Genomic DNA, 25,392 nt, shown 5'->3' on the forward strand with positions numbered 1-25,392 from the left:
CCAAAAGGGCCGCCAACAAGACAGCGAACACCTTTTGAAGAGTTCTGACTAATTGTTCCTCCAGCTCTTTTAATAAAGGCCATTCTGTGGTAAAATGTTTCATGGACTCTCTCCCTCCTGTTTTATTGATGTTGGTCATCACCATCATAGCAGGGAGAGAGTCCTTTTTGCATGACATTTGCTTTTTTCTACCGCGCTTCGCTTGGTGGCCCCGACGAGCGTCGCGAACAAAAGTTCGCAACCCTCGTCGGGGAATCATTCCTGAATGTCACCCACAAATATTTTACTCACACTTTTGTCACTTTTTGTCATAATTTGTTTTGTTTCTGTTCGTTTTTTTGCACAACATAAAATCATTGTTCATATGGCTCTCATTATCGGTGCTTTATCGCTTCTTCTACTTTCTATTCGTGCATGCGATGTTTATTTTTCTGGAAGCATAAGTGCATTAGCGTTCACGGTGATGGGAAATTGTTTCGTTTGGCTGTTGATCGGCTGGCGTTTTTCGCTTGTGTATTTTGTCATTTCGGGCATTGTCGGCATCATTCTTCTTTTTTCTTCATTTTTCATTTAAAAAAATTTACATACAGGGCTTTTCCTTTATGGGAATTTAAAGTACAATAAAATTGTTTGTAACGTTTTCATTTTGAAAAACATGCTTTATTACATAAGGGAGGGTAAAGTATGAATCGCAATCCGTTAATCCCATTTGCACTTATTATGGTGATGGGAATTGGCCTCATTTTCTTTCTGTCTGTAAAAGGCCTCGGGGATATGAAAGAAGTTGCGAAAGAGAAAGAAGGCGGCGCGAAGACAGAAGAAACAGCAGCTGCAGGTCCAGAAGACATTTACAAAAAAAGCTGTGTTGCATGTCACGGCGCGAACTATGAAGGCGGCGTTGGTCCGGCATTAAAAGGTGTCGGTGATCGTCTATCTGTTGACCAAATTAAAGACGTGCTAGTAAACGGTCGCGGAAGCATGCCAGCTGGATTAGTCCCTGCGGATCAAGCAGAAGAAATGGCAAAATGGCTTTCTGAATTAAAATAAACGGAGAAGAAAGATCCCTTTACTTCGGTGAAGGGATTTTTCGTTTCTTATAAAACATGATAAACTGAAGAAAAAAGTGTGGTGATCATCGTGAACGAATTACAGCTATCTAAGCGATTGCAAACAGTTGTTTCATTTATTCCAAAAGGAAGCGTACTAGCAGACATCGGTTCAGATCATGCGTATTTGCCGTGTTACGCGTATTTGCACGGATACATAACAAAAGCAGTTGCAGGGGAAGTAGCGGACGGACCGTTTCGTTCTGCCAAACAACAAGTCGAAAAGTGTGGGCTTTCTCACGTCATTTCCGTTCGAAAAGGGGATGGACTACAAGTTGTGGCCCCGAATGAAGTCGATTGTGTAACAATTGCAGGGATGGGAGGAACGCTTATCTCAAACATTTTAGAAGCAGGAAAGGAAAAATTGGCATCCGTTCAACGTTTAATTTTACAACCAAATGTCGGTGCACATATTGTGCGAAAATGGTTGCTAGACAATGAATGGGAATTAATTGATGAACGCATTTTAGAGGAAGATGGGCAAATGTACGAAGTGCTCGTTGCAGACCGTGGCGATCCTTATCGTCCGTATACGCAACTTCATGTTGAGCTGTTGCTCGGTCCGTTTTTATTGAAAGAACGAAACGAAGTATTTGAAAAAAAATGGGCAATGGAAATGAAGCATTGGCAAAACGTTATCGAGCAATTGAAATATGCGAAAACGGAAGAAGCGGTCAAAAAAAGACAACAATTTGTTGACACGTTACAGATGGTAGAGGAGGTTTTGAAGCGATGAAGACGCCGAACGGATATGAAGTCATTCAATTGTTTGAACAGTTTGCCCCAAAACATTTAGCGATGGAAGATGATAAAATCGGGTTGCAAATCGGCACGCTAAATAAACCGATTCGCCGTATCATGATTACGTTAGATGTATTAGAACATGTTGTCGATGAAGCGGTCGAACAAAACATTGATTTAATCATTGCGCATCATCCGCCAATTTTCCGGCCTCTCAAACATATTGTTACCGATCAACCGTACGGTCGTATGATCGAAAAATGTATAAAACACGATATTGCGATTTATGCGGCGCATACAAATTTAGATATTGTAAAAGGTGGGGTAAATGATTGGCTCGCTGAAGCGCTTCAGCTGCAAAACGTTGATGTTCTTGTGCCCACGTATGAAGAACCGCTGAAAAAGCTTGTTGTATACGTGCCGCGCACACATGCGGATGCAGTAAGAAAAGCGATTGGTGATGCGGGGGCTGGACATATCGGAAATTATAGCCATTGTACATTCAATAGCGAAGGAATCGGGACGTTTCGACCAGAGGAAGGAGCTAATCCGTTTATCGGTCAACAAGGAACGTTAGAAACAGTGGAAGAAGTGCGCATAGAAACGATTGTTCCTGCGCGTCTGCAAAGAAAAGTTGTTCAAGCGATGTTACAAGCACATCCGTACGAAGAAGTGGCATATGATATATATCCGCTTGAAAATAAAGGAACGACATATGGGCTTGGACGAATTGGGACGTTAAGCGAAGAAATGACATTGCAACAATTTGCTGAACATGTGAAACATACATTGCGTGTACCAGCTGTTCGTGTTGTTGGCGAATTGACGAGTCGTGTACGAAAAGTTGCAGTTATCGGCGGAGATGGAAACAAGTATATTCATCAAGCGAAAATGAGGGGTGCGGATGTGTATGTTACTGGCGACTTATATTATCATGTGGCACATGATGCACTAATGCTCGGCTTGAATGTCGTTGATCCGGGACATCATGTCGAAAAAGTGATGAAAGAAGGGGTGGCGAACGTATTAAAAACGATGTTTGCAAAACAAAAATTTGATGTCGATATATACGTATCACAAGCTCATACGGAACCGTTTACGTTTATATAAAAAAGAGGCTTATTCGCCTCTTTTTTTCACTTTTGGTAAAATTTTTTCAAGCGGAACTTTTCGTTCTCTTTTCCATGTTTCAGGATTGTTCGGGTCGAACTGTTCCAAAAAATCAATGACTTCTTTTGTAATCGGTGTCGGTGTAGATGCGCCGGCAGTAACTGCTACTTTTTTGGCGTCTTTAATCCATTCGATGTTGATTTCAGTCACATCCGCTACACGATATGCTTTCGTTCCAGCAATTTCTTCAGATACTTGGGCAAGTCGGTTTGAATTATTGCTTCTCGGATCACCGACAACGATCGTGACATCTGCTTCTTTTGCTTGTTCAGCGACCGCTTCTTGCCGCACTTGTGTAGCTAAACAAATTTCACGATGCATTTCAACATGTGGATATTTTTCTTTTACTTTTTCCATAATATGTGCAACGTCCCATTGGCTCATTGTCGTTTGGTTCGTAACAATAATATGTTTTGCTTGAATATTTAGTTGTTCTACATCTTCAGGTTTTTCAATTAAATGAACGGCGTGTGGCGCAACGCCGACAGCCCCTTCTGGTTCAGGGTGCCCTTTTTTTCCGATGTAAATGACTTCGTATCCGTTCGCTACTTTTTCCCGAATAAGCTCGTGTGTTTTTGTCACATCTGGGCATGTAGCGTCAATAGTGACAAGCCCTTTTTCTCTTGCTCGCTGTTTTACTTCAGGTGAAACGCCGTGAGCAGTAAAAATGACTGTGCCGCGATCGATGTTTTCTAAAATTTCAAGTCGATTCGGACCGTCAAGTGTAATAATTCCTTCTTGTGCAAACGCATCTGTCACATGTTTATTATGAACGATCATGCCTAAAATGTAGATCGGTCTTGGCAGCGTCGGATCGAGAGCGGCGTTGCGGGCGATGACCATCGCATCAACGACTCCGTAACAATATCCGCGTGGCGTAATTTTAATGACTTCCATATGGATCGCTCCTTCTTGGCGTGTTTGTCGTATTCATTATATAAAAGAAGGAGCGAACATACAAAAGTTAAATATATAGTTTTGGCACAGATTTCCCTTTTTCATTCGTTTTTTCTTGTTTTCGTTCGCGTTTTGTTGGAATTGGGCGTTGTTTTTTTAGGGGTTGTTGCTCTGTCGTTGCCGCGCTCGTTGCGTGTGCTGTTTCGTTTGTTTCGCTTGCTGTTTTAGTTGTTTCGTTTGTTGTGTCTGATTGTTTAAATTCGCGAAAAAGGCGCATCATCGATGGAACGCTTTTAATGAGTGGACCGTATTGTTGCACCATTGGTGTAATCGTTTGGACCATGTTTAACATTTTTTGTACATTCGTTAACATTGAATCGATACTTGGCAATGCACCGCCAGCACCAAACGTTTGAGCAGGAAATTGGCTGCCAAACAATCGGGAAAACATGCCCCCCTGTGCTTGGCGCATCATCGGTTGTTGCCACATAGACGGCATAGGCGAACGGGAAGGTGGAAACATGAATGGATGTCGCAATGAAGTTCCTCCTTTCTGTATGAAGTGAAGGTTTGCGTTTTTTTATCTATACTACGATATGCAGAAAAGCTCATATAGTTGAATGAACCGTTTATGTTCGTATATAATATGTAACTGGTCTATTTTTTTACTGAAGAAGAAAGGGGATGAGAAACTATGTTTGAACGTTTTTCGTTTCATCCGTTTATCATAGAAGCGCTTCATCATTTAAAGTTTCATAAACCAACACCCATTCAAGAGCGTGTCATTCCTGCTGTCTTGCGTGGAGAGAGCGTGATCGGACAATCACAAACGGGAACAGGAAAGACGCATGCGTATTTATTGCCAATCATCGAGCGCATTGATCCGCACGTTGAGGAAGTACAGGCGGTTATTACAGCGCCGACGCGTGAGTTAGCTACGCAAATTTATCATGAAGTGTTAAAAATAACGAAATTTTGTCCAAATGATCATCGCATTACAGCGCGTTGTTTTGTCGGTGGAACAGATAAATTACGATCGATTGAGAAGTTGAAAACACAACCTCATATTGTTATTGGCACGCCGGGGCGCGTGTACGATCTCGTTCGCGAACAAGCGCTATTTGTTCATACGGCTCGCATGCTTGTTATTGATGAGGCAGATGTCATGCTTGATATGGGATTTATTACAGATGTCGATCAAGTGGCAGGACGAATGCCAGAAGATTTACAAATGCTCGTCTTTTCAGCGACGATTCCAGAAAAGTTAAAGCCGTTTTTGAAAAAATATATGGAGCACCCAACACATATTCATATTGCTCCGAAACAAGTGGCGGCACCAGCCATTCAACATATTTTGATCCCGCTTCGCCATCGTGATCGTTTGCAGCTTTTACACGATATATTAGTTAGTTACAATCCATATTTAGCTATTGTTTTTGTAAACACGCGTAAAACGGCCGATGAAGTAGCGAATGGTTTAATTGAAAAAGGATTAAAAGTAGGAGTGTTACATGGGGATTTAACTCCACGTGAGCGGAAAAAGATGATGAAAGCGATTCGTGATTTACAATTTCAATACATTGTCGCAACAGATTTGGCGGCGCGTGGAATTGATATTGAAGGTGTCAGCCACGTCATCAACTATGAACTGCCAGCGGATTTAGATTTTTACGTACATCGTACGGGGCGAACGGGCCGTGCAGGTTATGCTGGTATGGCAACAACGATTTACGAACCATCTGATCAACATGCGCTAGTGAAGTTAGAGAAAAAGGGAATTCATTTCCTTCATCGCGATTTCCGTCATGGCGAATGGATTGAGCTTGATGCGTGGAACGGGCGGAAAAAAGAGAAAAAAGATGAAGTTGAGCAACTCGTTGAAAAAATAGCGAAAAAACAAAAGAAAGTCAAACCGGGATATAAGAAAAAATTGCGAGAACAGTTGAAAAAACAAAGAGCGAAAAAGAAATAAGGGAGAGAAAGATGTGTTAAAAATTGGTTCGCATGTTTCGATGAGCGGGAAAGAAATGTTATTAGCTGCAAGTAAAGAAGCGGTATCTTATGGAGCAAATACGTTTATGATTTATACGGGGGCACCACAAAACACAAGGCGTAAACCGATTGAGGAGCTAAACATTGTTCAAGGGCTTGCCCATATGAAACAACATGGGATTGAAGAAATTGTTGTGCACGCCCCGTACATTATTAATATCGGAAATACAATCAATGCAGATACGTTTTCGCTTGGCGTTTCTTTTTTACGTTCCGAAATTGAACGAACAGAAGCGATTGGTGCGAAGCAGCTCGTCCTTCATCCTGGTGCGCACGTCGGTGCAGGTGTGGAAGCAGGCATTGCAAAAATTATTGAAGGATTAAACGAAGTCATTACCAATGACCAACAAGTGCAAATTGCCTTAGAAACGATGGCGGGAAAAGGGTCTGAATGTGGCAGTCGCTTTGAAGAGTTAGCAAAAATCATTGACGGTGTCACGCATAACGATAAGCTTTCTGTTTGTTTTGATACATGTCATACACATGATGCGGGATACGATATTGTGAACGATTTTGATGGCGTATTAGAACAATTTGATCGCATTATCGGGCTTGATCGTCTAAAAGTATTGCATATTAATGATAGTAAAAATCCGTGTGGAAGTCGGAAAGACCGTCATGAAAATATCGGTTTTGGTTATATCGGTTTTGATGCGCTAAATTATATTGTGCATCATCCACGGCTTATGCACGTCCCAAAAATTTTAGAAACGCCATATGTTGGGGAGAAAGCAGCGGCGAAACCGCCATATCAATTTGAAATTGCGATGTTGCGTGCGCAACAGTTTGACCCAAACGTTCGAGAGAAAATTGTCGAGTAGAAGGCTGTCTGTGGGCAGCCTTCTTACTGTATAAATTGTCGAATGAAGTCATTAGCTTGTTTAGCAAGTTGTGGTGATGTGCGCTGGGCGAGTTCGCGAATCCAATTTTTCCTCGCTTGTTCATTAAACATATCGATCGTTTTTTCACGCATCATTTGAATGATCGTTTCGGCGTCTTTTTGGGAAAGTGGAACGTTATATTCCTTCGCATACATCATTAATTCATTTGCCGTGATGGATTTCATTTTATGCTGGACGATTTTATGATACACATTCACGTAACATCCCTCCTTGTTTACCATATGAGAAGAAAGAAGGAAGCGTGCAATGGTATAATGAAAATAGATGAAGGGGGAGATTTATTTGAAAAGACAACATAAAAAAGAGACGATTAGCCATTTAATGTATCGTGTCGTGATGATGACGGTCGGTGCGACGCTTGCTGCGTTATCGATCGAATTGTTTTTAGTGCCTAATGAAATCATTGATGGTGGAGTCATCGGTATATCGCTTATTCTTGATCGCATTCTTCCAAACTACGCATGGTTGAACTTTGCCACGCTTGTCATTTTACTCAATGCGCCATTTATGTATTTCGGTTATAAACAAATCGGAAAAACGTTTATGCTCTCCTCTCTCTATTCGATCATTGTATTAGCTGTCATGGAGCGGTTGTTTCATCATGTATCTCCATTTACAACGGATTCCATTTTAGCAACGGTGTTTGGCGGAGCCATTCTCGGCGCTGGGGTAGGGCTTGTGATTCGCCATGGTGGTTCATTAGATGGCACAGAAATTTTAGGTATTTTAATGACGAAAAAGTTGCCATTTTCTGTTGGAGAATTTGTCATGTTTACAAACGTTTTTATTTTTACTTGGGCCGCATTTGTATTCGGACCAAAGCAAGCGATGTACTCCGTTTTAACTTATTATATCGCTTTTAAAACGATTGATACGGTCATTCAAGGATTAGATGAAACAAAAGCAGTGCTTATCGTATCAGATCGTTACGAAGAAGTATCAGATGCCATTTTAAATCGACTTGGCCGTGGAACGACGAAGTTGATGGGAAAAGGCGGATATACAGACGAACAAAAAGAAGTGATTTATGCCGTTGTTACTCGTCTGGAAGTGACGAAGCTAAAATCAATTGTATATGAAATTGATTCGAATGCGTTTATTACGATTATGAATACACAAGAAGTGCGTGGAGCAAAATTTAAGTCTGCTATTCATTAATGAAAATAAATGCGTTATACTATGAATCGGAATCATTTTGAATTAAGGTGGTCAAACGATGGACGATATTTTACGTATAGAAGACGTGTCGTTTCGATATGACGATGAAGATGTACTGCAACATATTCATTTTCACATTCCGAAAGGTGCTTTCGTTGGTTTAGTTGGTCCGAACGGGTCAGGGAAATCAACGCTGCTAAAATGCATTTTGCGATTGTTAAAACCGCAAACAGGGCGCATTTTTTTATTCGGCACGCCAATTGAGCAGTTTAAAGATTGGCATAAAATTGGATTTGTCTCTCAAAAGGCAAACAGTTTTAATACCGGATTTCCTGCGACAGTATATGAAGTTGTAGCGAGCGGTTTAGCTGGAAAGCTCGGATTATTTCGTCGATTAAAAAAAAGCGACGAAAAAGCAGTATATGAAGCGATTGATGCAGTTGGCATGAGCCCTTTTATTCATCGAAACATTGGAGAACTTTCGGGTGGGCAACAACAACGTGTATTTATCGCACGTGCGATTGTGTCACAACCTGAATTTTTAATTTTAGATGAGCCAACTGTTGGGGTTGATGTGCATCATGTACAAAGCTTTTACGACATGCTTGAACGATTGAATAAACAACATCATATGACATTGCTTCTTGTGACGCACGATATTGGAACGATTACGGAAAAAGTGACGCATGTCGCTTGTTTAAACAAACATTTGCATTTCCATGGAAGCGTGCAACAGTTTGCGCAGCTGAAAACAGAAGATTTAGCATCATTTTACGGGCATCATCTTCACCTACTTGCCCATGACCATGCATAGAAAGAGGGGGAGATTATGCTAGAGGCGTTATTTCAATATGAATTTTTACAAAATGCGTTTATTGTTGGCATATTAATTGGGCTCATCGCTCCTCTTTTAGGTGTGTTTATTGTCGTACGGAGATTATCGCTTATTGCGGATGCGTTGAGTCATGTCACGCTTGCAGGAATTGCGGCCAGTTTACTTGTACAAAAAACGTTTGTCATGGGGGCGACATTCAACCCGATTTATGTGGGCATGGCGTTTTCGGTTGCTGGTTCGTTATTTATTGAAAAGTTGCGTACCGTATATAAGCATTATCAAGAATTAGCGATTCCGATCATTTTATCAGGAGGCATCGGCTTAAGCGTCATTTTTATTTCACTTGCGGATGGCTTCAATACTGATTTGTTTTCATATTTGTTCGGAAGCGTTAGCGCGGTAAGCCGAACGGATGTATGGACAATTAGCATCATTTTTTTCATCGTGTTTGCTGTTATTTTTCTGCTCTATAAAGAGTGGTTTATTTTATCATTTGACGAAGAATATGCCCAAGCATCAGGAGTAAAGGTAAGGGCGCTTCATTTCGTTTTCATCGTGTTAGTTGCTCTTGTCATTGCCGCATCGATGCGAATTGTCGGTATTTTGCTCGTCTCATCGCTCATGACGCTTCCTGTTGCCGCAAGCATTCGAATCGCAAGAGGATTTAAACAAGCGTTATGGTTGTCAGTTCTATTTGGTGAGCTTGCTGTCATTGTCGGTTTATTTCTTTCATATTATTTGAATTTAGCTCCCGGCGGAACGATTGTGTTGTTAGCTGTTTGTATATTAATTGGTGCGATCGTGTGGAGAAAATGGAAGAGAGGATGACGAAGCGTGAACGTTTCTGAAGCGCTACGGTTAATGAAAGAAAAGGGGTTTAAGTATACAGGAAAGCGCGAAGAAATGCTTGAGCTGTTTGCAAAAACAGATAAATATTTAACGGCAAAAGATGTGCTTGATGTAATGAAAGATCGGTATCCGGGACTTAGTTTCGATACAGTTTATCGCAACTTGGCGTTATTTGTTGAGCTCGGCATTTTAGAAATGACTGAGCTGTCTGGAGAGAAGCGCTTTCGGTTTACATGTAATGTGCATCACCACCATCACCATTTTATTTGCATGTCGTGCGGAAAAACGAAAGAACTTGTAACGTGTCCGATGAATGAATTAGCGGAAGATTTGCATGGATATACGATTTCAGGACATAAGTTTGAAGTGTACGGAACATGCCCGATGTGCCAACAACAAGCTGACGTGTAATGTCAGCTTGTTGTTGTGAGTAATTGTTCTACTCGTTGTTTTGCTTCATACCAATTGTACACGCGAATGACGCCTTTTGGGAGCGGACCGCGATTGTAAGGGGTATCAAATAAAATGACAGGAATGAGACATTGTTCAGCAATATCGCAAGCGTTATCGTATTTATCTTCAAAAAACATGTCGATTTTATATTTCTTTACTGCTTCAATTTTATCGTGTGAACCGATCAGTTCGATATGATGGTAATGAACGCCTTGTTGTTGAAACCATTTTTCTGTGATTTCATATAAGTGGCGACCTCGTGCACTAATGTAATACAACTCATATTCATCTTTCCAACTATTAATGACCTCTAATGCTCCGTTCGCAAGAGGTGCTTCGCTGTAGATGATCGGTTCGTATTGTTCCATCCATTCATTTAATTTTTCTTCCGTTGTATCTAAAAAAGGAACTAAATCGTAATCCGTAATATCATCAAGCGTTAAATTTTTTTGGAACGATTTGTTTAAATATGGAATAAACGTACTTGGACATGTTACTGTCCCATCAATATCGATCCCAAATCGCCGTTTGATCATGTTTGTTCATCCTTTCTATGATGTGCTTTTCTCGCCCATTATATCATTGACATAAAGTAACATCTATAATGACGTATCGCTTATTGCATAATAATAGTGCTCCTCATTTTACGAAAGCGAGGGAATTGTCATGGACAATGAACGTCAGCGTCGAGTGTACGATAACGAACGAATAGATACTTTTCCGAATGTTGAGCGAGATTTTATGGAAGAAACAGCAGGTGAAATTGCTGAGCCAATCCGATTTTCTGAAAGAAAAGTCGATCGTGAAGAAAACGGTCGTGGCGTTGGCTGGCTTGCACTTGCGTTATCGGTTGTTTCTCTTTTCTTAATGCCAGTCATCATGGGGGCAGCCGGTATTATTTTCGGCTTCATTGCCCGGCGTCGAGGAGCAGAAACGTTAGGGGCTTGGGCGATTGGAATTGGAGCTGTTTCCATTATTTTAAGCTTTTTCGTCCGATTTTGGTAAATAAGAGGGGAATATTCCCCTCTTATTTTTGCTTTCCTTTCAATGCATATTCTTCCGCTAATTTGTCAATTTCTTTTTTCAATTCTTCAACCATTGTTTCTTCAGGCACTTTACGAACAATTTTTCCGTGACGGAACAATAATCCTTCGCCGCGTGCCCCTGCAATGCCGATGTCAGCTTCGCGCGCCTCTCCTGGCCCGTTGACCGCACAACCGAGAACGGCTACTTTAATTGGCGCTTGAATTTGGGCAATATATTCTTCAATTTCATTTGCAATACGAATTAAGTCAATTTCAATTCTTCCGCATGTCGGACAAGAAATTAATGTCGCAGCGTTTGCCGCAAGACCGAATGTTTTCAACAATTCACGTGCTACTTTTACCTCTTCGACAGGGTCAGCGCTAAGGGATACACGTACCGTATTGCCAATTCCTTTACTTAAAATGGCACCAAGTCCCGCAGCACTTTTCACTGTTCCTGCAAATAGCGTACCCGATTCCGTAATGCCAAGATGGAGCGGATAGTCGAACGTGCGTGCAGCTTTTTCATATGCTTCAATCGCTAAACGAACATCGGAAGCTTTCAGCGAAACGATAATGTCATAAAAATCAAGGTCTTCTAAGATGCGAATATGATGCAACGCGCTTTCGACCATGCCATCTGCAGTCGGATAGCCGTATTTTTCTAAAATGCGTTTTTCGAGTGAACCAGCGTTTACCCCGATGCGAATCGGAACCCCACGCTCTTTTGCAGCTTTTACAACCGCTTCTACTTTTTCCCGCTTTCCGATGTTTCCGGGGTTAATCCGAATTTTATCTGCTCCGTTTTCAATCGCTTTTAAAGCAAGGCGGTAGTCGAAATGAATATCGACAACGAGCGGAATATTGATGCGTTTTTTTATTTCAGCAATCGCATCTGCTGCTCTTTCGTCTGGGCAAGCGACGCGAACGATTTGGCATCCAGCTTCTTCGAGTCGATGTATTTGAGCAACGGTTTCTTCTACATCATGCGTTTTTGTCGTCGTCATACTTTGAATGACGACTTCGTTATTCCCGCCAATTGTAATGTTCCCGACGCGAACGGGGCGGGTTTTCGAACGATGAATGATTTCGCTCACGAGTCAATCGCTCCTTTAACGTATTAATCGAATCATTTTTTATTGTAGCAATGTTTCTTGTTTGTTGACAACGTTTTTGCTATTTCTGCTCATAGTACGGAATGCGGTACGTTTTTCCGATTTGAAGGGAATGGGCGTTAACATGTGGATTCAACTTTTGAAAATCAGCAATGAGCTGATCGATAGATACGGGTGATTTCCCATTCATCTCACGCTCGACGATTGAAAGGAGCGTATCTCCTCGTTGGATCATGACTTCACGATATGGAAGCTCCTTTGTTGGTTTGAACGTTTTTTCTGCACGGATTGTATGAATTGTCCCTTCTGTTATATCATGGTAAGCGATCGCACATATCGCAAGGCATACAAGAAAGATGAAAACTTTTTTCATGGCATTCCCCCGCTTCTCCTTTGGCGAGTGTTGGTCAAGGGCGAATCCGACTTCACCATCCCCTTTATTTTCCTTCAACACGTCGCCCATCGGCACTTTTCATAGAATTTTTGACACTACCCATTCTTCTGTTTTATCCATATGGCATGTCCAAACGATATATGCGTAAAAATTACATTCTCTTTACATCCCTTTACATTACATTAACATGATATTTACATTTTTTTGGTATTCTTTGTCTGTATTTGTCGAAGGGGGGATATATGTTGAGACAGCGGTTAAAACATATAAAAAAGCTTGTGCGAGTGCCTGTGTTTCAACCATCACCGAAAATAAAACAATGGTTATTAAAAATTAGTTTGCAAAACCGTTTATTTATTTTATTTTTGGGTGTGTTAATTATTTCGTTAAGTGCCGTCGGGATGATTGCTTATCATCAAGCGAAACAAACGACGGTAAAAGCGATCGAAAATCGCCTTGAGCGAGAGGCGACGATGATGTTTGAAGTATCACGTAATCTTATGTATATTCATGCTGGAAATGAGCAACTGTTTGAAAAAAGTTTACGGTCTGCAGTAAAGCAACAAAAAGCGGTACTGATGCAAGATGGATTGAGCGCAGACATTTTTTTAATTGGAGATAGACAAGTAACAACGTTTGGGCAAAATAAACAGCTCAATGTACCATCATCCGTCCAACAAATAATTACGAAACAAAAAAATGGTGTGTCGCATTTGGAATGGAACGGACGTACATATACATTTGCATATAAAACTATTCAAGAATTGAAAGGGACATATGTCGTTGCTGTGCCGGATGAACAGTTTATGAAGCCGATCCAACAGCTTGCTAAGTTAACAATTGTAACGATTATGATTAGTGTTGTTATCTCAACGATCATGATTAAATGGTTAGTGAACGGATTAACGAAGCCGATTGCCCAACTTCGGCAAGCGATGAGCCGATTGTCGCGAGGAGATTTAACGGTTGACGAACATATTTATTCGACAACGCCGGAAATTGATTCGCTTGCGCGCAGCTTTCAACGGATGTTGACGAGCATGAGAAATGTTATTCGTGAAATGGACGAAACAACAAGACAGCTAGCCATCACAGGAGGCGACTTAGAGCATGTGTCTGAACATGCCATTGAATCAAACGATCAGCTCTTGGCAGCCATTTCTACTGTGAAACAAGGGGCGGAAGAAACGGCCAATGCTTCAGACGAAAGCATTCATCGCGTCGATGAGATGAAAAAGCGAATGCAACATGTATTAGTGAGCGTGCAAAACATTTCAGCAAGCACTAGCGATATGAATAAGTCTTCGAAAGGTGGAGAAGAGAGGCTGTCGCATTTAATTGCGGATATTCATTCATTTGCCGAGCAATTTAAAAAAGTAAATGACACGATTCAAAGTGTGAAACACCATTCTATGTCGATTACAAAAGTGGTGGATGTCATTCGACAAATTGCCGAGCAAACGAAGTTATTGGCGCTCAACGCAACAATTGAAGCGGCGCGCGCTGGAGAAGCTGGAAAAGGATTTGCGGTCGTCGCCACAGAAGTGAGAAAGCTGGCGGAACATGCTTCAAAAGCAACGGAAGAAATTACATCGTCCATTTTTGCGATGGAGGAAGTATCGATTCATGCGACAAATCAGTTTGAAGGGATGGTCACGCATTTACAACATCAACTCACGTCCGCAAATGAGGCAAAGCGTTCGTTTGACCATTTGTTAAAAGAAATTCAGCGCGTCAATCGCAACGTGGCGCAAATGGAAGGTGAATTGGGACAGTTTCAGCAATTATTGCCGATGATTGAGACGGTGACTGTGGCATTTGCTTCTGTTGCTCAACAAACGCTAGCAAGCGCAGAAGAAATGATGTCTGTTTCATATGATCAAACGAAGCAGATGAATGATATGCATCGTGTTGGTGAACGATTAAATGAATTATCGCAATCATTATCCGCACTGACTGCAGCATTTAAACTATAAGAAGCAGGCTAATGGCCTGCTTCTTTCATAGAAGGAAGTTCTTTGATGGAAGCGAACAAAATCGTGACAGAAACGAACCAATCTAAACCGACAGCATAAGGAACGACAATTTGTAGAGCTTCCATTATTGTGAAAAAGATGGTTGATAATGTAATCGAATAAGCCGAGATGCTCCACATATGGCGGTACGTTCCACGCTTATTTAACGTGCCTCGAAAAATAAGTCCGATGAATGCGAGAACGGTAACGTAAAGAAATTTGCTTGTGCATGTGAAAAAGTATAATACGAGAAACGATAATGAAATCACAATAGGAAGCAACGATTGAAGCGTACGGGCAAATTCATATACATCTTCGTTTGTAAAACGTTCCGCTTGCATGAAAGCATACGGATATGACTGGACGTGTCCATTGGCAACAAGCGCAAATTGTTCCTTTAAAAACGCCACTGCATTCGTATAACGCGCCGCATCATCTGTTGTGAGTGTACCTGTGCTATCGAATAAAATGGTCACGTTTGGACGTGTAAGCTCAATTGGTTTTTGTGTGTTGGATGTCAATACTCCATCGACAACTTCAAATGGAGGAAGCTCTTCTTTTAATAATTGATGTGTTGAGCCGATCATTTTGTTTATGCTCATTGTAAAGTAAATGGCAATCGGTAACGTTGCAATAAGCGATAAAAAAAACACGTAGCTAATCGCCTTTCCGATTGGATGAAAGCGAAAGCGTGCAATATGTACAGGAGAATAAAGACTTTGTAACAACCGTTTCCACATAATCAGTCACATCCTTTATGCGTCATCATTTCTCATTCTACTTCTTTTTCTATTTAGTACACAACCTTTTTGTTTCGTATGTTGCACGTATTGACGATCTTGACCTTTTTTGATAAAATTACCATCGGATATGGCGGACCCTTAGCTCAGCTGGTTAGAGCGGACGGCTCATAACCGTCTGGTCGCAGGTTCGAGTCCTGCAGGGTCCATTTACCTCGCTAAGCAAATTAGCGAGGTTTTTTTGCAAATAATTTGAAACATTCGATGTATTTTGGTACTCTTAAGGTAGGTTCACTTATGAAACTTTTCTGTTTCTTAATCTAGTTAATCGGTTTCATTTGTGAACAATTACATAATGAATGAGGAGGAATGAAACATGGCATTTGAATTACCACAATTGCCTTATGCTTACGACGCGTTGGAACCACATATTGACAAAGAAACGATGAATATTCATCACACAAAACATCATAACGCGTATGTAACAAATTTAAACGCAGCGCTCGAAGGTCATCCAGAATTGCAAAACAAAACAATTGAAGAGTTAATGGCTAATTTAGATGCAGTACCTGAAAATATTCGCACAGCTGTTCGTAACAACGGAGGCGGACATGCGAACCATTCGCTCTTTTGGACTATTCTTTCACCAAATGGTGGTGGTGAACCTACAGGTGAACTCGCTGAAGCAATCAATCGTACGTTTGGAAGTTTCGAAAAATTTAAAGAAGAATTTTCGAAAGCTGCCGCAACACGTTTCGGTTCTGGATGGGCTTGGCTTGTTGCTCATAACGGTCAACTTGAAGTGACAAGCACGCCAAACCAAGATACACCGTTAATGGAAGGAAAAACACCAATTTTAGGATTAGACGTATGGGAGCATGCGTATTATTTGAAATATCAAAACCGTCGTCCAGATTATATTTCAGCATTTTGGAATGTTGTTAACTGGGACGAAGTTGCAAAGCGTTACGCAGCAGCGAAATAATGAAGAAGGGCTCGACAATTTGTCGAGCTCTTTTTGTATATCGTTGTAAAAGAGTAGGCAAACTACTTGTCAAGAAAGGAAGTTTGCCTATGAATAGATGGAAACGAATAGTGGAGCATATTCGAACACATCGCCAATTGTTTCTTTTGTTATCAATTGGCGGATTATACTCCCTTAGCATCGCCTTGTCGAATACGTTTGTAAACGTATACGTTTGGAAAAAAGTAAACAGTTTTCAAGCATTAGGTGTGTACAATTTGGCTATTGTGACATGGCAGCCATTGGCGTTTGTCGTCGCTGGGCAAATTGCTAAAAAAATTGATCGTGTCATCGTTTTACGAATGGGTGTGACGTTTTTAGCGTTCTTTTTTTTAGTCGTATTATTTAGCGGAGATCGGGCGATGAACCATTTATTTTTACTCGGCGGCTTGCTCGGCATCGGTTACGGCTTTTATTGGCTCGCATTTAACGTATTAACGTTTGAAATTACTGAACCAGATACGCGTGATTTATTTAACGGATTGCTTGGTGCGATGACATCTGTCGCGGGAATGATTGGCCCACCGCTTGCAGGATGGGTCATCGCTTCAAGCGAGAAGTTTACCGGATATATGGCGATTTTTTTAGCTTCTTTATGCCTATTTATTGCTGCTGTCATATGTAGCTTTTTTTTACATCGCCGTCGTTCAACAGGACAATTTGCGCTTCGCTCCGTATATGATGAGCGAAAGAAAAATAAAAATTGGCGAATGATTACAAACGCGCATTTTTTTCAAGGATTTCGTGAAGGAACGTTTGTGTTTATTGTTTCCATTTTTTTGTTTATAGCGACAGGAACTGAAAAATCGCTCGGTGTATTTGGATTTGTCAATGCGGTCGTTTCGTTTGTGACGTACTCGTTTGCGTCTAAGTGGATGAAGCAACAATGGCGGTTGCGTGCCATTTTATTCGGTGGTGTACTGTTGTATGCTTCCGTCTTTTTAATTATTTTTGATTTATCATATGTAAAGTTAATCATCTATGGCGCGTTAATCGCCATCGGATATCCTATTTTACTCGTTCCATATTTGTCGCTTACATTTGATGTCATTGGTCAAAGCAATCATGCGAAAGAATGGCGAATTGAATATATTGTCATGCGTGAACTATTTTTAAACGGGGGACGTGCGACGTCTGTTTTATTGTTTTTATTAGCCATTACGTTGTTTGATGCAAAGGAGGCCATTCCATCATTAATGTTAATTGTTGGAGCTGGTCATTTCATTATTTATTTTTTTGTGCGGCGCATTCGACTTTCGATGTAGAAATTTGCGAGCGTTTCTTTTACAATGAGGAAGGAGCAAGTAAAGGAGGTGCTCGCGCGTTTTGAAACAAATACAACATGCTCACAAAGCGAAGAAAAAGAAAAAACGAATGCAGTTGCCATTTCGGTTAAACGTGCTATTTTTTATCGTATTTTTACTCTTTTCTACGATTATTTTACGGTTAGGTGTCATTCAAATTGTTTATGGTGAACAATATCGAAAAGAAGTCGAGCGCACAGAAAATGTCACAGTCAATACACCAGCACCGCGCGGAAAAATTTATGACCGTAACTATCAAGTCGTCGTCGATAACGAGCCGCTTCATGCGATTACGTATACACGCACACAAACAACGAAGCCATCGGAAATGATTGAAGTGGCTAAAAAGTTAGCTGCATATATTGAAAAGTCGACCGAACGCGTCACAGAGCGAGATATAAAAGATTATTGGATTTTGACAAACGAAGAGAAAGCAAAAGAAAAGATTACTGAAAAAGAATGGAAGTTGTTTCGGGAAAAAAAATTAAAAGATAAAGACATTTATCAATTGCAACTCGAGCGCATTATAGAAGAAGATGTAAAAACGATTAAAGAACGTGAGCTTGAGGTTGTTGCTATTTTTCGGGAAATGAATAGTGGATACGCTTTAACCCCGCAAATGATTAAAAATGAAGGAGTAACGGACGAAGAATATGCCGTTGTTAGTGAGCATTTAGAGGAGCTACCAGGTGTAGATGTGACGACAGATTGGAAACGCCAATATGTATATGGTGATACGTTTCGTACAGTGCTTGGAAATATCACATCGTCAGAAGAAGGGTTGCCGCGCGAAAAGCTTGACTATTACTTAGCGCGGGATTATAACCGAAATGACCGAGTAGGAAAAAGTTATATTGAAGCACAATATGAAGATGTATTGCGTGGGCAAAAGGCGAAAATAAAAAATGTGACTGATAAAGCAGGGAACATTATTGAAACGATTGAAATATCGCAAGGACAACGCGGAAAAGATATCGTTTTAACGATTGATATGGAATTACAAAAACGCGTCGAGCAAATTATTGAGGAAGAATTAATGACAATGAAGCGACGCAGTGGAACAGAATTGCTTGATCGTGCTTTCGTTGTCATGATGGATCCAAATACAGGAGAAATTTTATCGTTAGCTGGGAAACGATATACACGCGATGAAAACGGAAAAGTTGTATTAAAAGATTATGCCCTTGGGACGATTACATCTGCTTATGCGATGGGTTCAGCGGTAAAGGGTGCGACCGTATTGACAGGATTTCAAACCGGTGTCATTCAACCTGGCACGGTGCTGATTGACGAACCGTTATATATTAAAGGGACCCCGACGAAAAAATCGCATAGCGGTATTCGTCCAGGACCGATGAACGATTTAAAAGCGCTTGAAATGTCGTCAAACGTTTATATGTTTAAAACAGCGATCGCTATTGCCGGTTCTACGTATCGCCCACATCAAGCGCTACCGATAAAAAAAGAAGCGTTTTCCATTATGCGACGCTACTTTAATCAGTTCGGTTTAGGGGTGAAAACAGGCATTGATTTGCCTGGGGAAATTATCGGATGGCCGGGACAAAGTACACTTCCAGGACACTTGCTCGATTTAGCCATTGGACAGTTTGACGTATATACACCGATTCAAATGGCGCAATACGTCTCAACGATTGCGAATGGTGGATATCGCATTCAACCGCATGTTGTCAAAGAAATTCGTGAACCAATTAGCGAAAAAGATCAAATAGGTAACATCATCTACTCGTTCGAACCGAAAGTGTTAAACCGAATTGATATGAAAACAGAGTATATTGAGCGTGTGCGTGAAGGCTTTTATCGCGTCATGCATGGTTCAAACGGAACGGCGCGTGCCTTTTTCGCAAATGCTCCGTATGATCCAGCAGGGAAAACAGGAACGGCACAGGCGTTTTATGATGGACCGATCAAGTCAAGACGAATGACACAAACATACAATTTAACGTTAGTTGGCTTTGCACCGTACAACAATCCAGAAGTAGCGTTTGCTGTCGTTGTGCCGTGGGTATATCAAAATGCGAGAAACCATTATCCGATCAATAACTACATCGGAAGAAAAATTTTAGACGCGTATTTTGAGTTGAAAAAACAGCGTCAATCTGGTGAACCATCTCCTACTGGACCGTTGAATAATGGCGAACAAACAATGGAAAGATAAAAGAAAGCGAATTTACAAAAGCTTAACATTCGTTTAAAACGAATTTAATACCTTTCCATTATTCTATAACTCGTGGGACAAAACAAAACAAAAAAGTAGGGGGAAATCAAAAGATGAAGAAAAACAAATGGTTTGCACTCGCAAGTGTAACGAGCGCTGTACTAGCATTTACAACAGCATGTGGTGGCGGCGCTGAGCAAGGCGACGAAAATGGTGGAGAAAACGGCGGAGAAAAGCTAAGCGGTAACGTTGTTGTTGATGGATCGTCGACGGTTTACCCAATTTTAGAAGCAGCCGCTGAAACGTATGCGGGTGAACAACCAGATGTGCAAGTGTCTGTCGGTTTATCTGGAACGGGAGGCGGATTTGAAAAATTTACAAAAGGGGAAACGGATCTTTCAAACGCTTCTCGTCCAATTAAGGATGAAGAAAAGAAAGCTGCTGAACAAAACGGCATTGAGTTCGAAGAATTTAAAGTTGCTTTTGACGGTCTTTCTGTTTTAGTAAACAAAGATAACGACTGGGTTGATTATTTAACGGTTGACGAATTAAAGAAGATTTTTACGTCAGGTGCAGTAAATGGTGACGACAAAGTGAAATGGTCAGACATTCGTCCAGAATGGCCGAATGAAGAAATTAAATTGTTCTCTCCAGGACATGACTCAGGTACGTTTGACTATTTTGATGAAGTCATTTTAGATGGACAACCGTTAAATAAAACAGCGCAATTATCTGAAGACGACAACGTCCTTGTTCAAGGAATTTCAGGCGATAAAAATGCTCTTGGCTACTTCGGGTATGCGTATTATGTTGAAAACAAAGATAAATTAAAAGTTGTTCCAATCGATAATGGAAACGGTCCTATTGAACCAACGAACGACACAGTTCGAAGCGGCGAGTATGCGCCACTTTCCCGTCCGCTATTCGTCTATGCGAATACAAAATCATTAAAAGAAAAACCTCACGTATATGATTTCATGAAATACTTATTAGAAAACGGTGCAGAGTTTTCTGAAGAAGTAGGCTATGTGGCACTTCCACAAGAAGAATATGAAGAGCAACTGAAGAAACTTGAAGGATTAAAATAACAAAGCGTAGAGATTAAAATAACAAAGCGTAGAGATGAGAAGCGAAACTACCGTCGCTTCTCATCTTTCCATGAATTTGGAAAGGGGTTTTCATGCTATGGCGATGACAAATGGGAATCGTTCATATTCTGTTCGTGAAATGATTAAAGAGAATAAGAAAAAGCAAAACGGACAGCAGTTTATTGAATGGTTAATGCCAAAATTGTTGTTGTTGACGGCGACAATTTCTGTATTAACGACAATCGGCATTTTATTTACGTTATTGTTTGAAACGTTTATTTTTTTTGAAAGGGTATCTATTGTAGAATTTTTAACAAGCAAAGAGTGGTTGCCTTGGAATGAAGAAACCGGATCGTTTGGTGTTGCTCCGCTTGTGACTGGAACCCTTTTAACGACAGCAATTGCAATGCTTGTAGCAATTCCGATCGGTTTAGCTTCAGCGATTTACTTGAGTGAGTATGCGTCTGAAAAAACAAGAAAAATACTGAAACCGATATTAGAAGTATTGGCGGGAATCCCGACGATTGTGTACGGATTTTTTGCATTAACATTCGTTACACCGCTTTTGCAAAAAATTATTCCTGATTTAGGAATTTTTAATGCGTTAAGCCCAGGAATTGTCATGGGGGTTATGATTATTCCGATGGTTGCTTCCTTATCTGAAGATGCGATGAGTTCTGTGCCGAATTCGATTCGTGAGGGAGCGCTCGGTCTTGGATCGACAAAACTAGAAGTGGCATTGAAAGTCGTTCTTCCTGCAGCGGCGTCAGGTATTGCGGCATCGTTTATGCTTGCCATTTCCCGTGCTGTCGGTGAGACGATGATTGTAGCAGTAGCGGGTGGTTCATCTCCTGTCTTTACATTTGATGTAACGAAATCGATTCAAACATTAACAGCGTACATTGTTCAAGTGACAACAGGAGATGCAGGGTATGGTACAACGGTTTATTACAGCATCTATGCAGTCGGCATGACGCTTTTTGTATTTACGTTGACCATGAACTTACTCGCACAATACATTTCTCGTCGCTTTAGGGAGGAGTATTAATCATGGAGAAGTTAATTGATAAACAACGTGTCGTTCGATATATGAGCAGTCGTCTGTTGCGCAACAATGTGTTAAAACTTTTATTTTTCTTAGCGACGTTGTTTGGACTTATTGTTCTCGTCGTTCTTCTATATCGGATATTCACTCAAGCAATTGGCTGGCTAAATATCGACTTTTTAAATAACTTTCCGTCTCGCCGTCCTGAAAATGCAGGGATTAAAGCGGGATTAGTCGGTTCACTATGGTTGATGATCATCGTTGCTCCTGTTTCACTCATCATTGGGGTTGGAACAGCAATTTACCTAGAGGAATATGCGAAAAAAAACCGTTTTACTGATTTTATTCAAACAAACATTTCGAACTTAGCAGGTGTTCCGTCGATCGTATTCGGTTTGCTCGGTTTGACGATTTTCGTTCGTGAATTAAATTTAGGGCGGAGCATTTTAGCAGCAGGTTTGACGATGAGCTTGCTCGTTCTTCCTGTCATTGTCGTTGCAGCGCAAGAAGCGATTCGCGCCGTGCCGAATCAATTGCGTGAAGCATCATATGGTATGGGAGCAACGAAATGGCAAACGATTTATCGCATCGTTCTTCCAGCAGCGATCCCAGGTATTTTAACAGGCAGTATTTTAGCTTTATCTCGTGCGATTGGTGAAACAGCACCGCTTGTCGTTTTAGGTATTCCGACGTTTTTAGCTTATTTGCCACGAGGTATTCTTGATACATTTACGGTTATGCCAATGCAAATTTATAACTGGACGTCGCGTCCGCAAGCTGATTTCCAACATGTAGCGGCAGCTGGAATTGTCGTATTGCTCGTTGTGCTCATCTTTATGAACTCGATTGCCATTTTCATTCGCAACAAGTTTCAAAAACGTTATTAATTGGGCGTTGAAAGGGGAACTTACTCATGGAATTAACAGTTGTAAAAGAACGTAAAAATAAGCAAACTGAAGAACAAGGCGAAAAAAACGTGGTGTATCGCACGAAAAATTTAAATTTATGGTACGGCGAACATCATGCGTTAAAAAATATTGATTTAGATATTTACGAAAATGAAGTAACAGCGATTATCGGTCCGTCAGGATGCGGAAAATCAACGTATATTAAAACGTTAAACCGAATGATTGAACTCGTGCCGGGCGTGCGTACATCTGGAGAAATTACGTATCGCGGTCGCAACATTTTTGATAAATCATATCGTGTAGAAGAATTGCGTACGCAAGTTGGAATGGTATTCCAAAAGCCGAATCCGTTCCCGAAATCGATTTATGATAATGTGGCATACGGTCCGCGCATTCACGGTATTCGTGATAAGAAAATTTTAGATGAAATCGTTGAGAAAAGTTTACGCGGTGCAGCCATTTGGGATGAAGTAAAAGACCGCTTGAATACGAATGCATATGGATTATCAGGCGGTCAACAACAACGTTTATGTATCGCGCGTTGTTTAGCGATTGAGCCAGATGTTATTTTAATGGATGAACCAACATCGGCGCTTGACCCTATTTCAACATTAAAAGTAGAAGAGCTTGTTCAAGAATTAAAGAAAAACTATAGTATTATTATCGTCACACATAACATGCAACAAGCTGCTCGTATTTCTGATAAAACGGCCTTCTTCTTAAACGGTGAAGTGATTGAGTATAGCGATACAGATAAACTATTCTCGAATCCAGACGATAAACGAACAGAAGATTACATTACAGGTCGATTTGGATAATCGGATCAAAATCGTGCGGGTACGCTCGCACGATTTTTTCAAAATAAAAGGGGGGAGTCAACATGGCTGTACGTGAAAAATTTGATGACGATTTACAAACGTTGCGTGATCAACTATTACAGCTCGGAAGTCTGGCAGAAATCGCATTAACTCAATCGTTTGAAGCATTAAAAACAAAAAATAACGATTTAGCATTACAAGTGCTTGAGAACGATACAAAAATTGATTTGCTTGATGAGGAAATTAACGATTTTGCGATTTTATTAATTGCAAAACAGCAGCCAGTTGCCATTGATTTGCGCCGCATTATTGTCGCCATTAAAATTGCCACAGATGTTGAACGCATGGCAGACTTTGCAGTCAATATTGCAAAATCAGCCATTCGCATCGGCCAACAGCCGTTTGTCATTTCGCTAAATAAGTTAGAAAAAATGCACGACATCGCGGTAAATATGCTTTCGTTAACGTTAAAAGCATATTACGAGGAGGATGTCGTCGCTGCGAAAAAAGTAGCCGATATGGATGATGAAGTCGATCGTCTGTACGGTGAAATCATTCGGGAGTTGCTTGAACACACAAAAGCACATCCAGATGCGATGTCGCAAATTACTCAGCTCTCGTTTACAGCACGTTACATCGAGCGCATTGCAGACCATGCGACAAACATTGCTGAAAACGTATTTTATTTAGTCAAAGGGAAACATTATGATTTGAATGACTAAATGAAAAGGATGTCCTCGCGCGTGCGTGGACATCCTTATTTCGTTATTTTTCGTGCAATTTGTTCATAAGACATGTCGCTTGTTATGACGTATGTGCCAGGGCGTACCGCGCGCGTTAATTCATGTGCATCTAAATATGTTAAAAACGACTGGGCATCATCAATAATATGCGCTTGTTGTAGACGCTCTGCAATGTCACGACTTGATTCCCCCTTAGCGATTGTTAACGTATAAATGTACGTTTCTTTTTGAGGCGGTGTTGTTTTTTCTGTTTCTTTTTTTAATTTTTCTAGTGCATCCGCTAGTTCGTTTCGTTCAGCAACGAGCTGTTCATATTGTTTTTCGCTTACGGTATTATTTTTTGATTGGTTATGATTTGTATAGTAAATTGTAGCGATTATCGTTGTAGCAAACAATATCCCAGCCGCAAAGGCACGCGTTGTCCGTTTCATCGTTCATTCCTCGCGATCATTATATTCACCTCATCTATCGGCATGTTGAGCTTACGAGCAATTTGCTCTTTTGTCCACCCTTGTTTATATAAGTGAGCAATTTGCTCTTCATTCGAAAATGGCTCGATTCCGACAAGCAACTCTTCTTCAAGTGCTTTTACTCTCTTTTTTACTTCGTATAATTGTTGCATCGTCGATAATGTTAGCTGTTCTACTTGTTCTTCTACTTCTTTGACGGGATCTTTTTGGAAGAAAGAAATAAGCAATAGTATGATAGCAAAAGAAGCGAGTCCAATAAATGCATATTCGATCATGTTTTTCACCCCACTTTATTATACATAGGAATGCAGCGATCATGCATCATTTTCGTGTCAAATCGACAATTTTCATCTATTGTCTGCAA

Annotated in this window: 29 protein-coding genes and 1 tRNA gene; 21 read left to right on the forward strand and 9 right to left on the reverse strand. The window is 40.7% G+C overall.

Annotated features, from left to right (window positions below; genetic code table 11):
• Positions 1 to 265 precede the first annotated feature (265 nt).
• The 4 genes from LH47_RS01010 to LH47_RS01025 all read left to right on the forward strand — a co-directional run bounded on the left by LH47_RS01010 (position 266) and on the right by LH47_RS01025 (position 2,957).
• Positions 266 to 574, forward strand: a complete 309-nt coding sequence (locus tag LH47_RS01010; RefSeq protein ID WP_235341004.1) for a hypothetical protein — start codon at positions 266 to 268, stop codon at positions 572 to 574.
• A gap of 110 nt (positions 575 to 684) precedes the next feature.
• Positions 685 to 1,047 (forward strand): cytochrome c550, encoded by a 363-nt coding sequence (gene cccA / locus LH47_RS01015; protein WP_019416904.1) that lies wholly within the window; start codon positions 685 to 687, stop codon positions 1,045 to 1,047.
• A 90-nt stretch (positions 1,048 to 1,137) separates the two neighbouring features.
• Positions 1,138 to 1,842, forward strand: a complete 705-nt coding sequence (locus LH47_RS01020) for a tRNA (adenine(22)-N(1))-methyltransferase (protein ID WP_043963948.1) — start codon at positions 1,138 to 1,140, stop codon at positions 1,840 to 1,842.
• Complete coding sequence (locus LH47_RS01025; protein ID WP_043963950.1) at positions 1,839 to 2,957, forward strand: Nif3-like dinuclear metal center hexameric protein; 1,119 nt, start codon at positions 1,839 to 1,841, stop codon at positions 2,955 to 2,957. Before LH47_RS01020 ends, LH47_RS01025 begins: the two co-directional genes overlap by 4 nt.
• A gap of 9 nt (positions 2,958 to 2,966) precedes the next feature.
• Here LH47_RS01025 and LH47_RS01030 read toward each other — a convergent pair whose 3' ends face one another.
• Together LH47_RS01030 and vrrA are read right to left on the reverse strand one after the other, a co-directional pair.
• Positions 2,967 to 3,914: a 4-hydroxy-3-methylbut-2-enyl diphosphate reductase gene (locus LH47_RS01030; protein WP_043963952.1), complete on the reverse strand. Its 948-nt coding sequence runs from the start codon at positions 3,912 to 3,914 to the stop codon at positions 2,967 to 2,969.
• Positions 3,915 to 3,981: 67 nt separating this feature from the next.
• Positions 3,982 to 4,452 (reverse strand): VrrA/YqfQ family protein, encoded by a 471-nt coding sequence (gene vrrA / locus LH47_RS01035; RefSeq protein ID WP_043963954.1) that lies wholly within the window; start codon positions 4,450 to 4,452, stop codon positions 3,982 to 3,984.
• Between the two features lie 156 nt (positions 4,453 to 4,608).
• Here vrrA and LH47_RS01040 point away from each other — a divergent pair, with 156 nt between their 5' ends.
• Together LH47_RS01040 and LH47_RS01045 are read left to right on the forward strand one after the other, a co-directional pair.
• Positions 4,609 to 5,886 carry a DEAD/DEAH box helicase gene (locus tag LH47_RS01040; protein ID WP_043963956.1) on the forward strand — a complete coding sequence of 426 codons (1,278 nt, stop codon included), beginning with the start codon at positions 4,609 to 4,611 and terminating at the stop codon, positions 5,884 to 5,886.
• 13 nt (positions 5,887 to 5,899) lie between these two features.
• The gene (locus LH47_RS01045; RefSeq protein ID WP_043963958.1) at positions 5,900 to 6,787 is read left to right on the forward strand and encodes a deoxyribonuclease IV; all 888 of its coding nucleotides are present in this window, start codon (positions 5,900 to 5,902) and stop codon (positions 6,785 to 6,787) included.
• A 23-nt stretch (positions 6,788 to 6,810) separates the two neighbouring features.
• On the opposite strand, the gene LH47_RS01050 is transcribed toward LH47_RS01045, so the two are convergent.
• Positions 6,811 to 7,065 (reverse strand): DUF2624 domain-containing protein, encoded by a 255-nt coding sequence (locus LH47_RS01050; protein ID WP_043963960.1) that lies wholly within the window; start codon positions 7,063 to 7,065, stop codon positions 6,811 to 6,813.
• Between the two features lie 67 nt (positions 7,066 to 7,132).
• Here LH47_RS01050 and LH47_RS01055 point away from each other — a divergent pair, with 67 nt between their 5' ends.
• The 4 genes from LH47_RS01055 to LH47_RS01070 are packed head-to-tail and all read left to right on the forward strand — an operon-like array spanning position 7,133 to position 10,121.
• Positions 7,133 to 8,026, forward strand: coding sequence for a YitT family protein (locus LH47_RS01055; RefSeq protein ID WP_043963961.1), 894 nt, complete (start codon positions 7,133 to 7,135; stop codon positions 8,024 to 8,026).
• Positions 8,027 to 8,084: 58 nt separating this feature from the next.
• The gene (locus LH47_RS01060; RefSeq protein WP_043963964.1) at positions 8,085 to 8,840 is read left to right on the forward strand and encodes a metal ABC transporter ATP-binding protein; all 756 of its coding nucleotides are present in this window, start codon (positions 8,085 to 8,087) and stop codon (positions 8,838 to 8,840) included.
• Positions 8,841 to 8,855: 15 nt separating this feature from the next.
• Positions 8,856 to 9,689 (forward strand): metal ABC transporter permease, encoded by an 834-nt coding sequence (locus tag LH47_RS01065; RefSeq protein WP_043963965.1) that lies wholly within the window; start codon positions 8,856 to 8,858, stop codon positions 9,687 to 9,689.
• A 6-nt stretch (positions 9,690 to 9,695) separates the two neighbouring features.
• A complete protein-coding gene (locus tag LH47_RS01070; RefSeq protein WP_043963968.1) occupies positions 9,696 to 10,121 on the forward strand; it encodes a Fur family transcriptional regulator in 426 nt (141 codons plus the stop codon).
• Positions 10,122 to 10,123: 2 nt separating this feature from the next.
• On the opposite strand, the gene LH47_RS01075 is transcribed toward LH47_RS01070, so the two are convergent.
• A complete protein-coding gene (locus tag LH47_RS01075; protein WP_009373995.1) occupies positions 10,124 to 10,699 on the reverse strand; it encodes a haloacid dehalogenase in 576 nt (191 codons plus the stop codon).
• 130 nt (positions 10,700 to 10,829) lie between these two features.
• Here LH47_RS01075 and LH47_RS01080 point away from each other — a divergent pair, with 130 nt between their 5' ends.
• Positions 10,830 to 11,168, forward strand: a complete 339-nt coding sequence (locus LH47_RS01080; protein ID WP_043963972.1) for a membrane protein — start codon at positions 10,830 to 10,832, stop codon at positions 11,166 to 11,168.
• Positions 11,169 to 11,190: 22 nt separating this feature from the next.
• On the opposite strand, the gene ispG is transcribed toward LH47_RS01080, so the two are convergent.
• Positions 11,191 to 12,285 (reverse strand): flavodoxin-dependent (E)-4-hydroxy-3-methylbut-2-enyl-diphosphate synthase, encoded by a 1,095-nt coding sequence (ispG, locus tag LH47_RS01085; RefSeq protein ID WP_043963974.1) that lies wholly within the window; start codon positions 12,283 to 12,285, stop codon positions 11,191 to 11,193.
• A 79-nt stretch (positions 12,286 to 12,364) separates the two neighbouring features.
• Complete coding sequence (locus LH47_RS01090) at positions 12,365 to 12,676, reverse strand: type IV pilus assembly protein FimV (RefSeq protein ID WP_043964123.1); 312 nt, start codon at positions 12,674 to 12,676, stop codon at positions 12,365 to 12,367.
• Positions 12,677 to 12,939: 263 nt separating this feature from the next.
• Between LH47_RS01090 and LH47_RS01095 the strand changes: the two genes are divergently transcribed.
• Entirely contained in the window at positions 12,940 to 14,673 is a 1,734-nt protein-coding gene (locus LH47_RS01095; protein ID WP_043963976.1) for a methyl-accepting chemotaxis protein, read from the forward strand.
• Between the two features lie 8 nt (positions 14,674 to 14,681).
• Here LH47_RS01095 and LH47_RS01100 read toward each other — a convergent pair whose 3' ends face one another.
• Positions 14,682 to 15,452 (reverse strand): DUF1189 domain-containing protein, encoded by a 771-nt coding sequence (locus LH47_RS01100; protein WP_084221223.1) that lies wholly within the window; start codon positions 15,450 to 15,452, stop codon positions 14,682 to 14,684.
• A gap of 135 nt (positions 15,453 to 15,587) precedes the next feature.
• Between LH47_RS01100 and LH47_RS01105 the strand changes: the two genes are divergently transcribed.
• The 9 genes from LH47_RS01105 to phoU all read left to right on the forward strand — a co-directional run bounded on the left by LH47_RS01105 (position 15,588) and on the right by phoU (position 24,537).
• Positions 15,588 to 15,661 (forward strand) — tRNA-Ile (locus LH47_RS01105).
• Positions 15,662 to 15,828: 167 nt separating this feature from the next.
• Positions 15,829 to 16,437, forward strand: coding sequence for a superoxide dismutase SodA (sodA, locus tag LH47_RS01110; RefSeq protein ID WP_043963980.1), 609 nt, complete (start codon positions 15,829 to 15,831; stop codon positions 16,435 to 16,437).
• Between the two features lie 89 nt (positions 16,438 to 16,526).
• Positions 16,527 to 17,741, forward strand: coding sequence for an MFS transporter (locus LH47_RS01115; RefSeq protein ID WP_043963982.1), 1,215 nt, complete (start codon positions 16,527 to 16,529; stop codon positions 17,739 to 17,741).
• Positions 17,742 to 17,802: 61 nt separating this feature from the next.
• Complete coding sequence (locus LH47_RS01120; RefSeq protein WP_052584998.1) at positions 17,803 to 19,956, forward strand: peptidoglycan D,D-transpeptidase FtsI family protein; 2,154 nt, start codon at positions 17,803 to 17,805, stop codon at positions 19,954 to 19,956.
• Between the two features lie 113 nt (positions 19,957 to 20,069).
• Positions 20,070 to 21,044 (forward strand): PstS family phosphate ABC transporter substrate-binding protein, encoded by a 975-nt coding sequence (locus tag LH47_RS01125; RefSeq protein ID WP_043963984.1) that lies wholly within the window; start codon positions 20,070 to 20,072, stop codon positions 21,042 to 21,044.
• Positions 21,045 to 21,141: 97 nt separating this feature from the next.
• Entirely contained in the window at positions 21,142 to 22,092 is a 951-nt protein-coding gene (gene pstC / locus LH47_RS01130) for a phosphate ABC transporter permease subunit PstC (protein WP_043963987.1), read from the forward strand.
• Positions 22,093 to 22,094: 2 nt separating this feature from the next.
• On the forward strand, positions 22,095 to 22,976 hold the full coding sequence (gene pstA, locus LH47_RS01135; protein ID WP_043963989.1) for a phosphate ABC transporter permease PstA: 882 nt from the start codon (positions 22,095 to 22,097) through the stop codon (positions 22,974 to 22,976).
• A gap of 26 nt (positions 22,977 to 23,002) precedes the next feature.
• A complete protein-coding gene (pstB, locus tag LH47_RS01140; protein WP_043963990.1) occupies positions 23,003 to 23,815 on the forward strand; it encodes a phosphate ABC transporter ATP-binding protein PstB in 813 nt (270 codons plus the stop codon).
• A 62-nt stretch (positions 23,816 to 23,877) separates the two neighbouring features.
• Positions 23,878 to 24,537, forward strand: coding sequence for a phosphate signaling complex protein PhoU (gene phoU / locus LH47_RS01145; RefSeq protein ID WP_043963992.1), 660 nt, complete (start codon positions 23,878 to 23,880; stop codon positions 24,535 to 24,537).
• A 35-nt stretch (positions 24,538 to 24,572) separates the two neighbouring features.
• On the opposite strand, the gene LH47_RS01150 is transcribed toward phoU, so the two are convergent.
• Together LH47_RS01150 and LH47_RS01155 are read right to left on the reverse strand one after the other, a co-directional pair.
• Entirely contained in the window at positions 24,573 to 24,989 is a 417-nt protein-coding gene (locus LH47_RS01150) for an endolytic transglycosylase MltG (RefSeq protein WP_043963993.1), read from the reverse strand.
• Positions 24,986 to 25,303, reverse strand: a complete 318-nt coding sequence (locus LH47_RS01155) for a hypothetical protein (RefSeq protein ID WP_043963995.1) — start codon at positions 25,301 to 25,303, stop codon at positions 24,986 to 24,988. The genes LH47_RS01150 and LH47_RS01155 overlap by 4 nt, the downstream gene beginning before the upstream one ends.
• Positions 25,304 to 25,392 lie beyond the last annotated feature (89 nt).

This window comes from Anoxybacillus thermarum, assembly GCF_000836725.1.
GTDB classification, from domain to species: domain Bacteria; phylum Bacillota; class Bacilli; order Bacillales; family Anoxybacillaceae; genus Anoxybacillus; species Anoxybacillus thermarum.

Coding starts and splice junctions, on each gene's coding strand:
- LH47_RS01010 (WP_235341004.1), top strand. CDS start 266: ATGTCACCCACAAATATTTTACTCACACTTTTGTCACTTTTTGTCATA.
- cccA (WP_019416904.1), top strand. CDS start 685: ATGAATCGCAATCCGTTAATCCCATTTGCACTTATTATGGTGATGGGA.
- LH47_RS01025 (WP_043963950.1), top strand. CDS start 1,839: ATGAAGACGCCGAACGGATATGAAGTCATTCAATTGTTTGAACAGTTT.
- LH47_RS01030 (WP_043963952.1), bottom strand. CDS start 3,914: ATGGAAGTCATTAAAATTACGCCACGCGGATATTGTTACGGAGTCGTT.
- LH47_RS01040 (WP_043963956.1), top strand. CDS start 4,609: ATGTTTGAACGTTTTTCGTTTCATCCGTTTATCATAGAAGCGCTTCAT.
- LH47_RS01055 (WP_043963961.1), top strand. CDS start 7,133: ATGAAGGGGGAGATTTATTTGAAAAGACAACATAAAAAAGAGACGATT.
- LH47_RS01060 (WP_043963964.1), top strand. CDS start 8,085: ATGGACGATATTTTACGTATAGAAGACGTGTCGTTTCGATATGACGAT.
- LH47_RS01065 (WP_043963965.1), top strand. CDS start 8,856: ATGCTAGAGGCGTTATTTCAATATGAATTTTTACAAAATGCGTTTATT.
- LH47_RS01075 (WP_009373995.1), bottom strand. CDS start 10,699: ATGATCAAACGGCGATTTGGGATCGATATTGATGGGACAGTAACATGT.
- LH47_RS01080 (WP_043963972.1), top strand. CDS start 10,830: ATGGACAATGAACGTCAGCGTCGAGTGTACGATAACGAACGAATAGAT.
- LH47_RS01090 (WP_043964123.1), bottom strand. CDS start 12,676: ATGAAAAAAGTTTTCATCTTTCTTGTATGCCTTGCGATATGTGCGATC.
- LH47_RS01095 (WP_043963976.1), top strand. CDS start 12,940: ATGTTGAGACAGCGGTTAAAACATATAAAAAAGCTTGTGCGAGTGCCT.
- LH47_RS01100 (WP_084221223.1), bottom strand. CDS start 15,452: ATGTGGAAACGGTTGTTACAAAGTCTTTATTCTCCTGTACATATTGCA.
- sodA (WP_043963980.1), top strand. CDS start 15,829: ATGGCATTTGAATTACCACAATTGCCTTATGCTTACGACGCGTTGGAA.
- LH47_RS01115 (WP_043963982.1), top strand. CDS start 16,527: ATGAATAGATGGAAACGAATAGTGGAGCATATTCGAACACATCGCCAA.
- LH47_RS01125 (WP_043963984.1), top strand. CDS start 20,070: ATGAAGAAAAACAAATGGTTTGCACTCGCAAGTGTAACGAGCGCTGTA.
- pstC (WP_043963987.1), top strand. CDS start 21,142: ATGGCGATGACAAATGGGAATCGTTCATATTCTGTTCGTGAAATGATT.
- pstA (WP_043963989.1), top strand. CDS start 22,095: ATGGAGAAGTTAATTGATAAACAACGTGTCGTTCGATATATGAGCAGT.
- pstB (WP_043963990.1), top strand. CDS start 23,003: ATGGAATTAACAGTTGTAAAAGAACGTAAAAATAAGCAAACTGAAGAA.
- phoU (WP_043963992.1), top strand. CDS start 23,878: ATGGCTGTACGTGAAAAATTTGATGACGATTTACAAACGTTGCGTGAT.
- LH47_RS01150 (WP_043963993.1), bottom strand. CDS start 24,989: ATGAAACGGACAACGCGTGCCTTTGCGGCTGGGATATTGTTTGCTACA.
- LH47_RS01155 (WP_043963995.1), bottom strand. CDS start 25,303: ATGATCGAATATGCATTTATTGGACTCGCTTCTTTTGCTATCATACTA.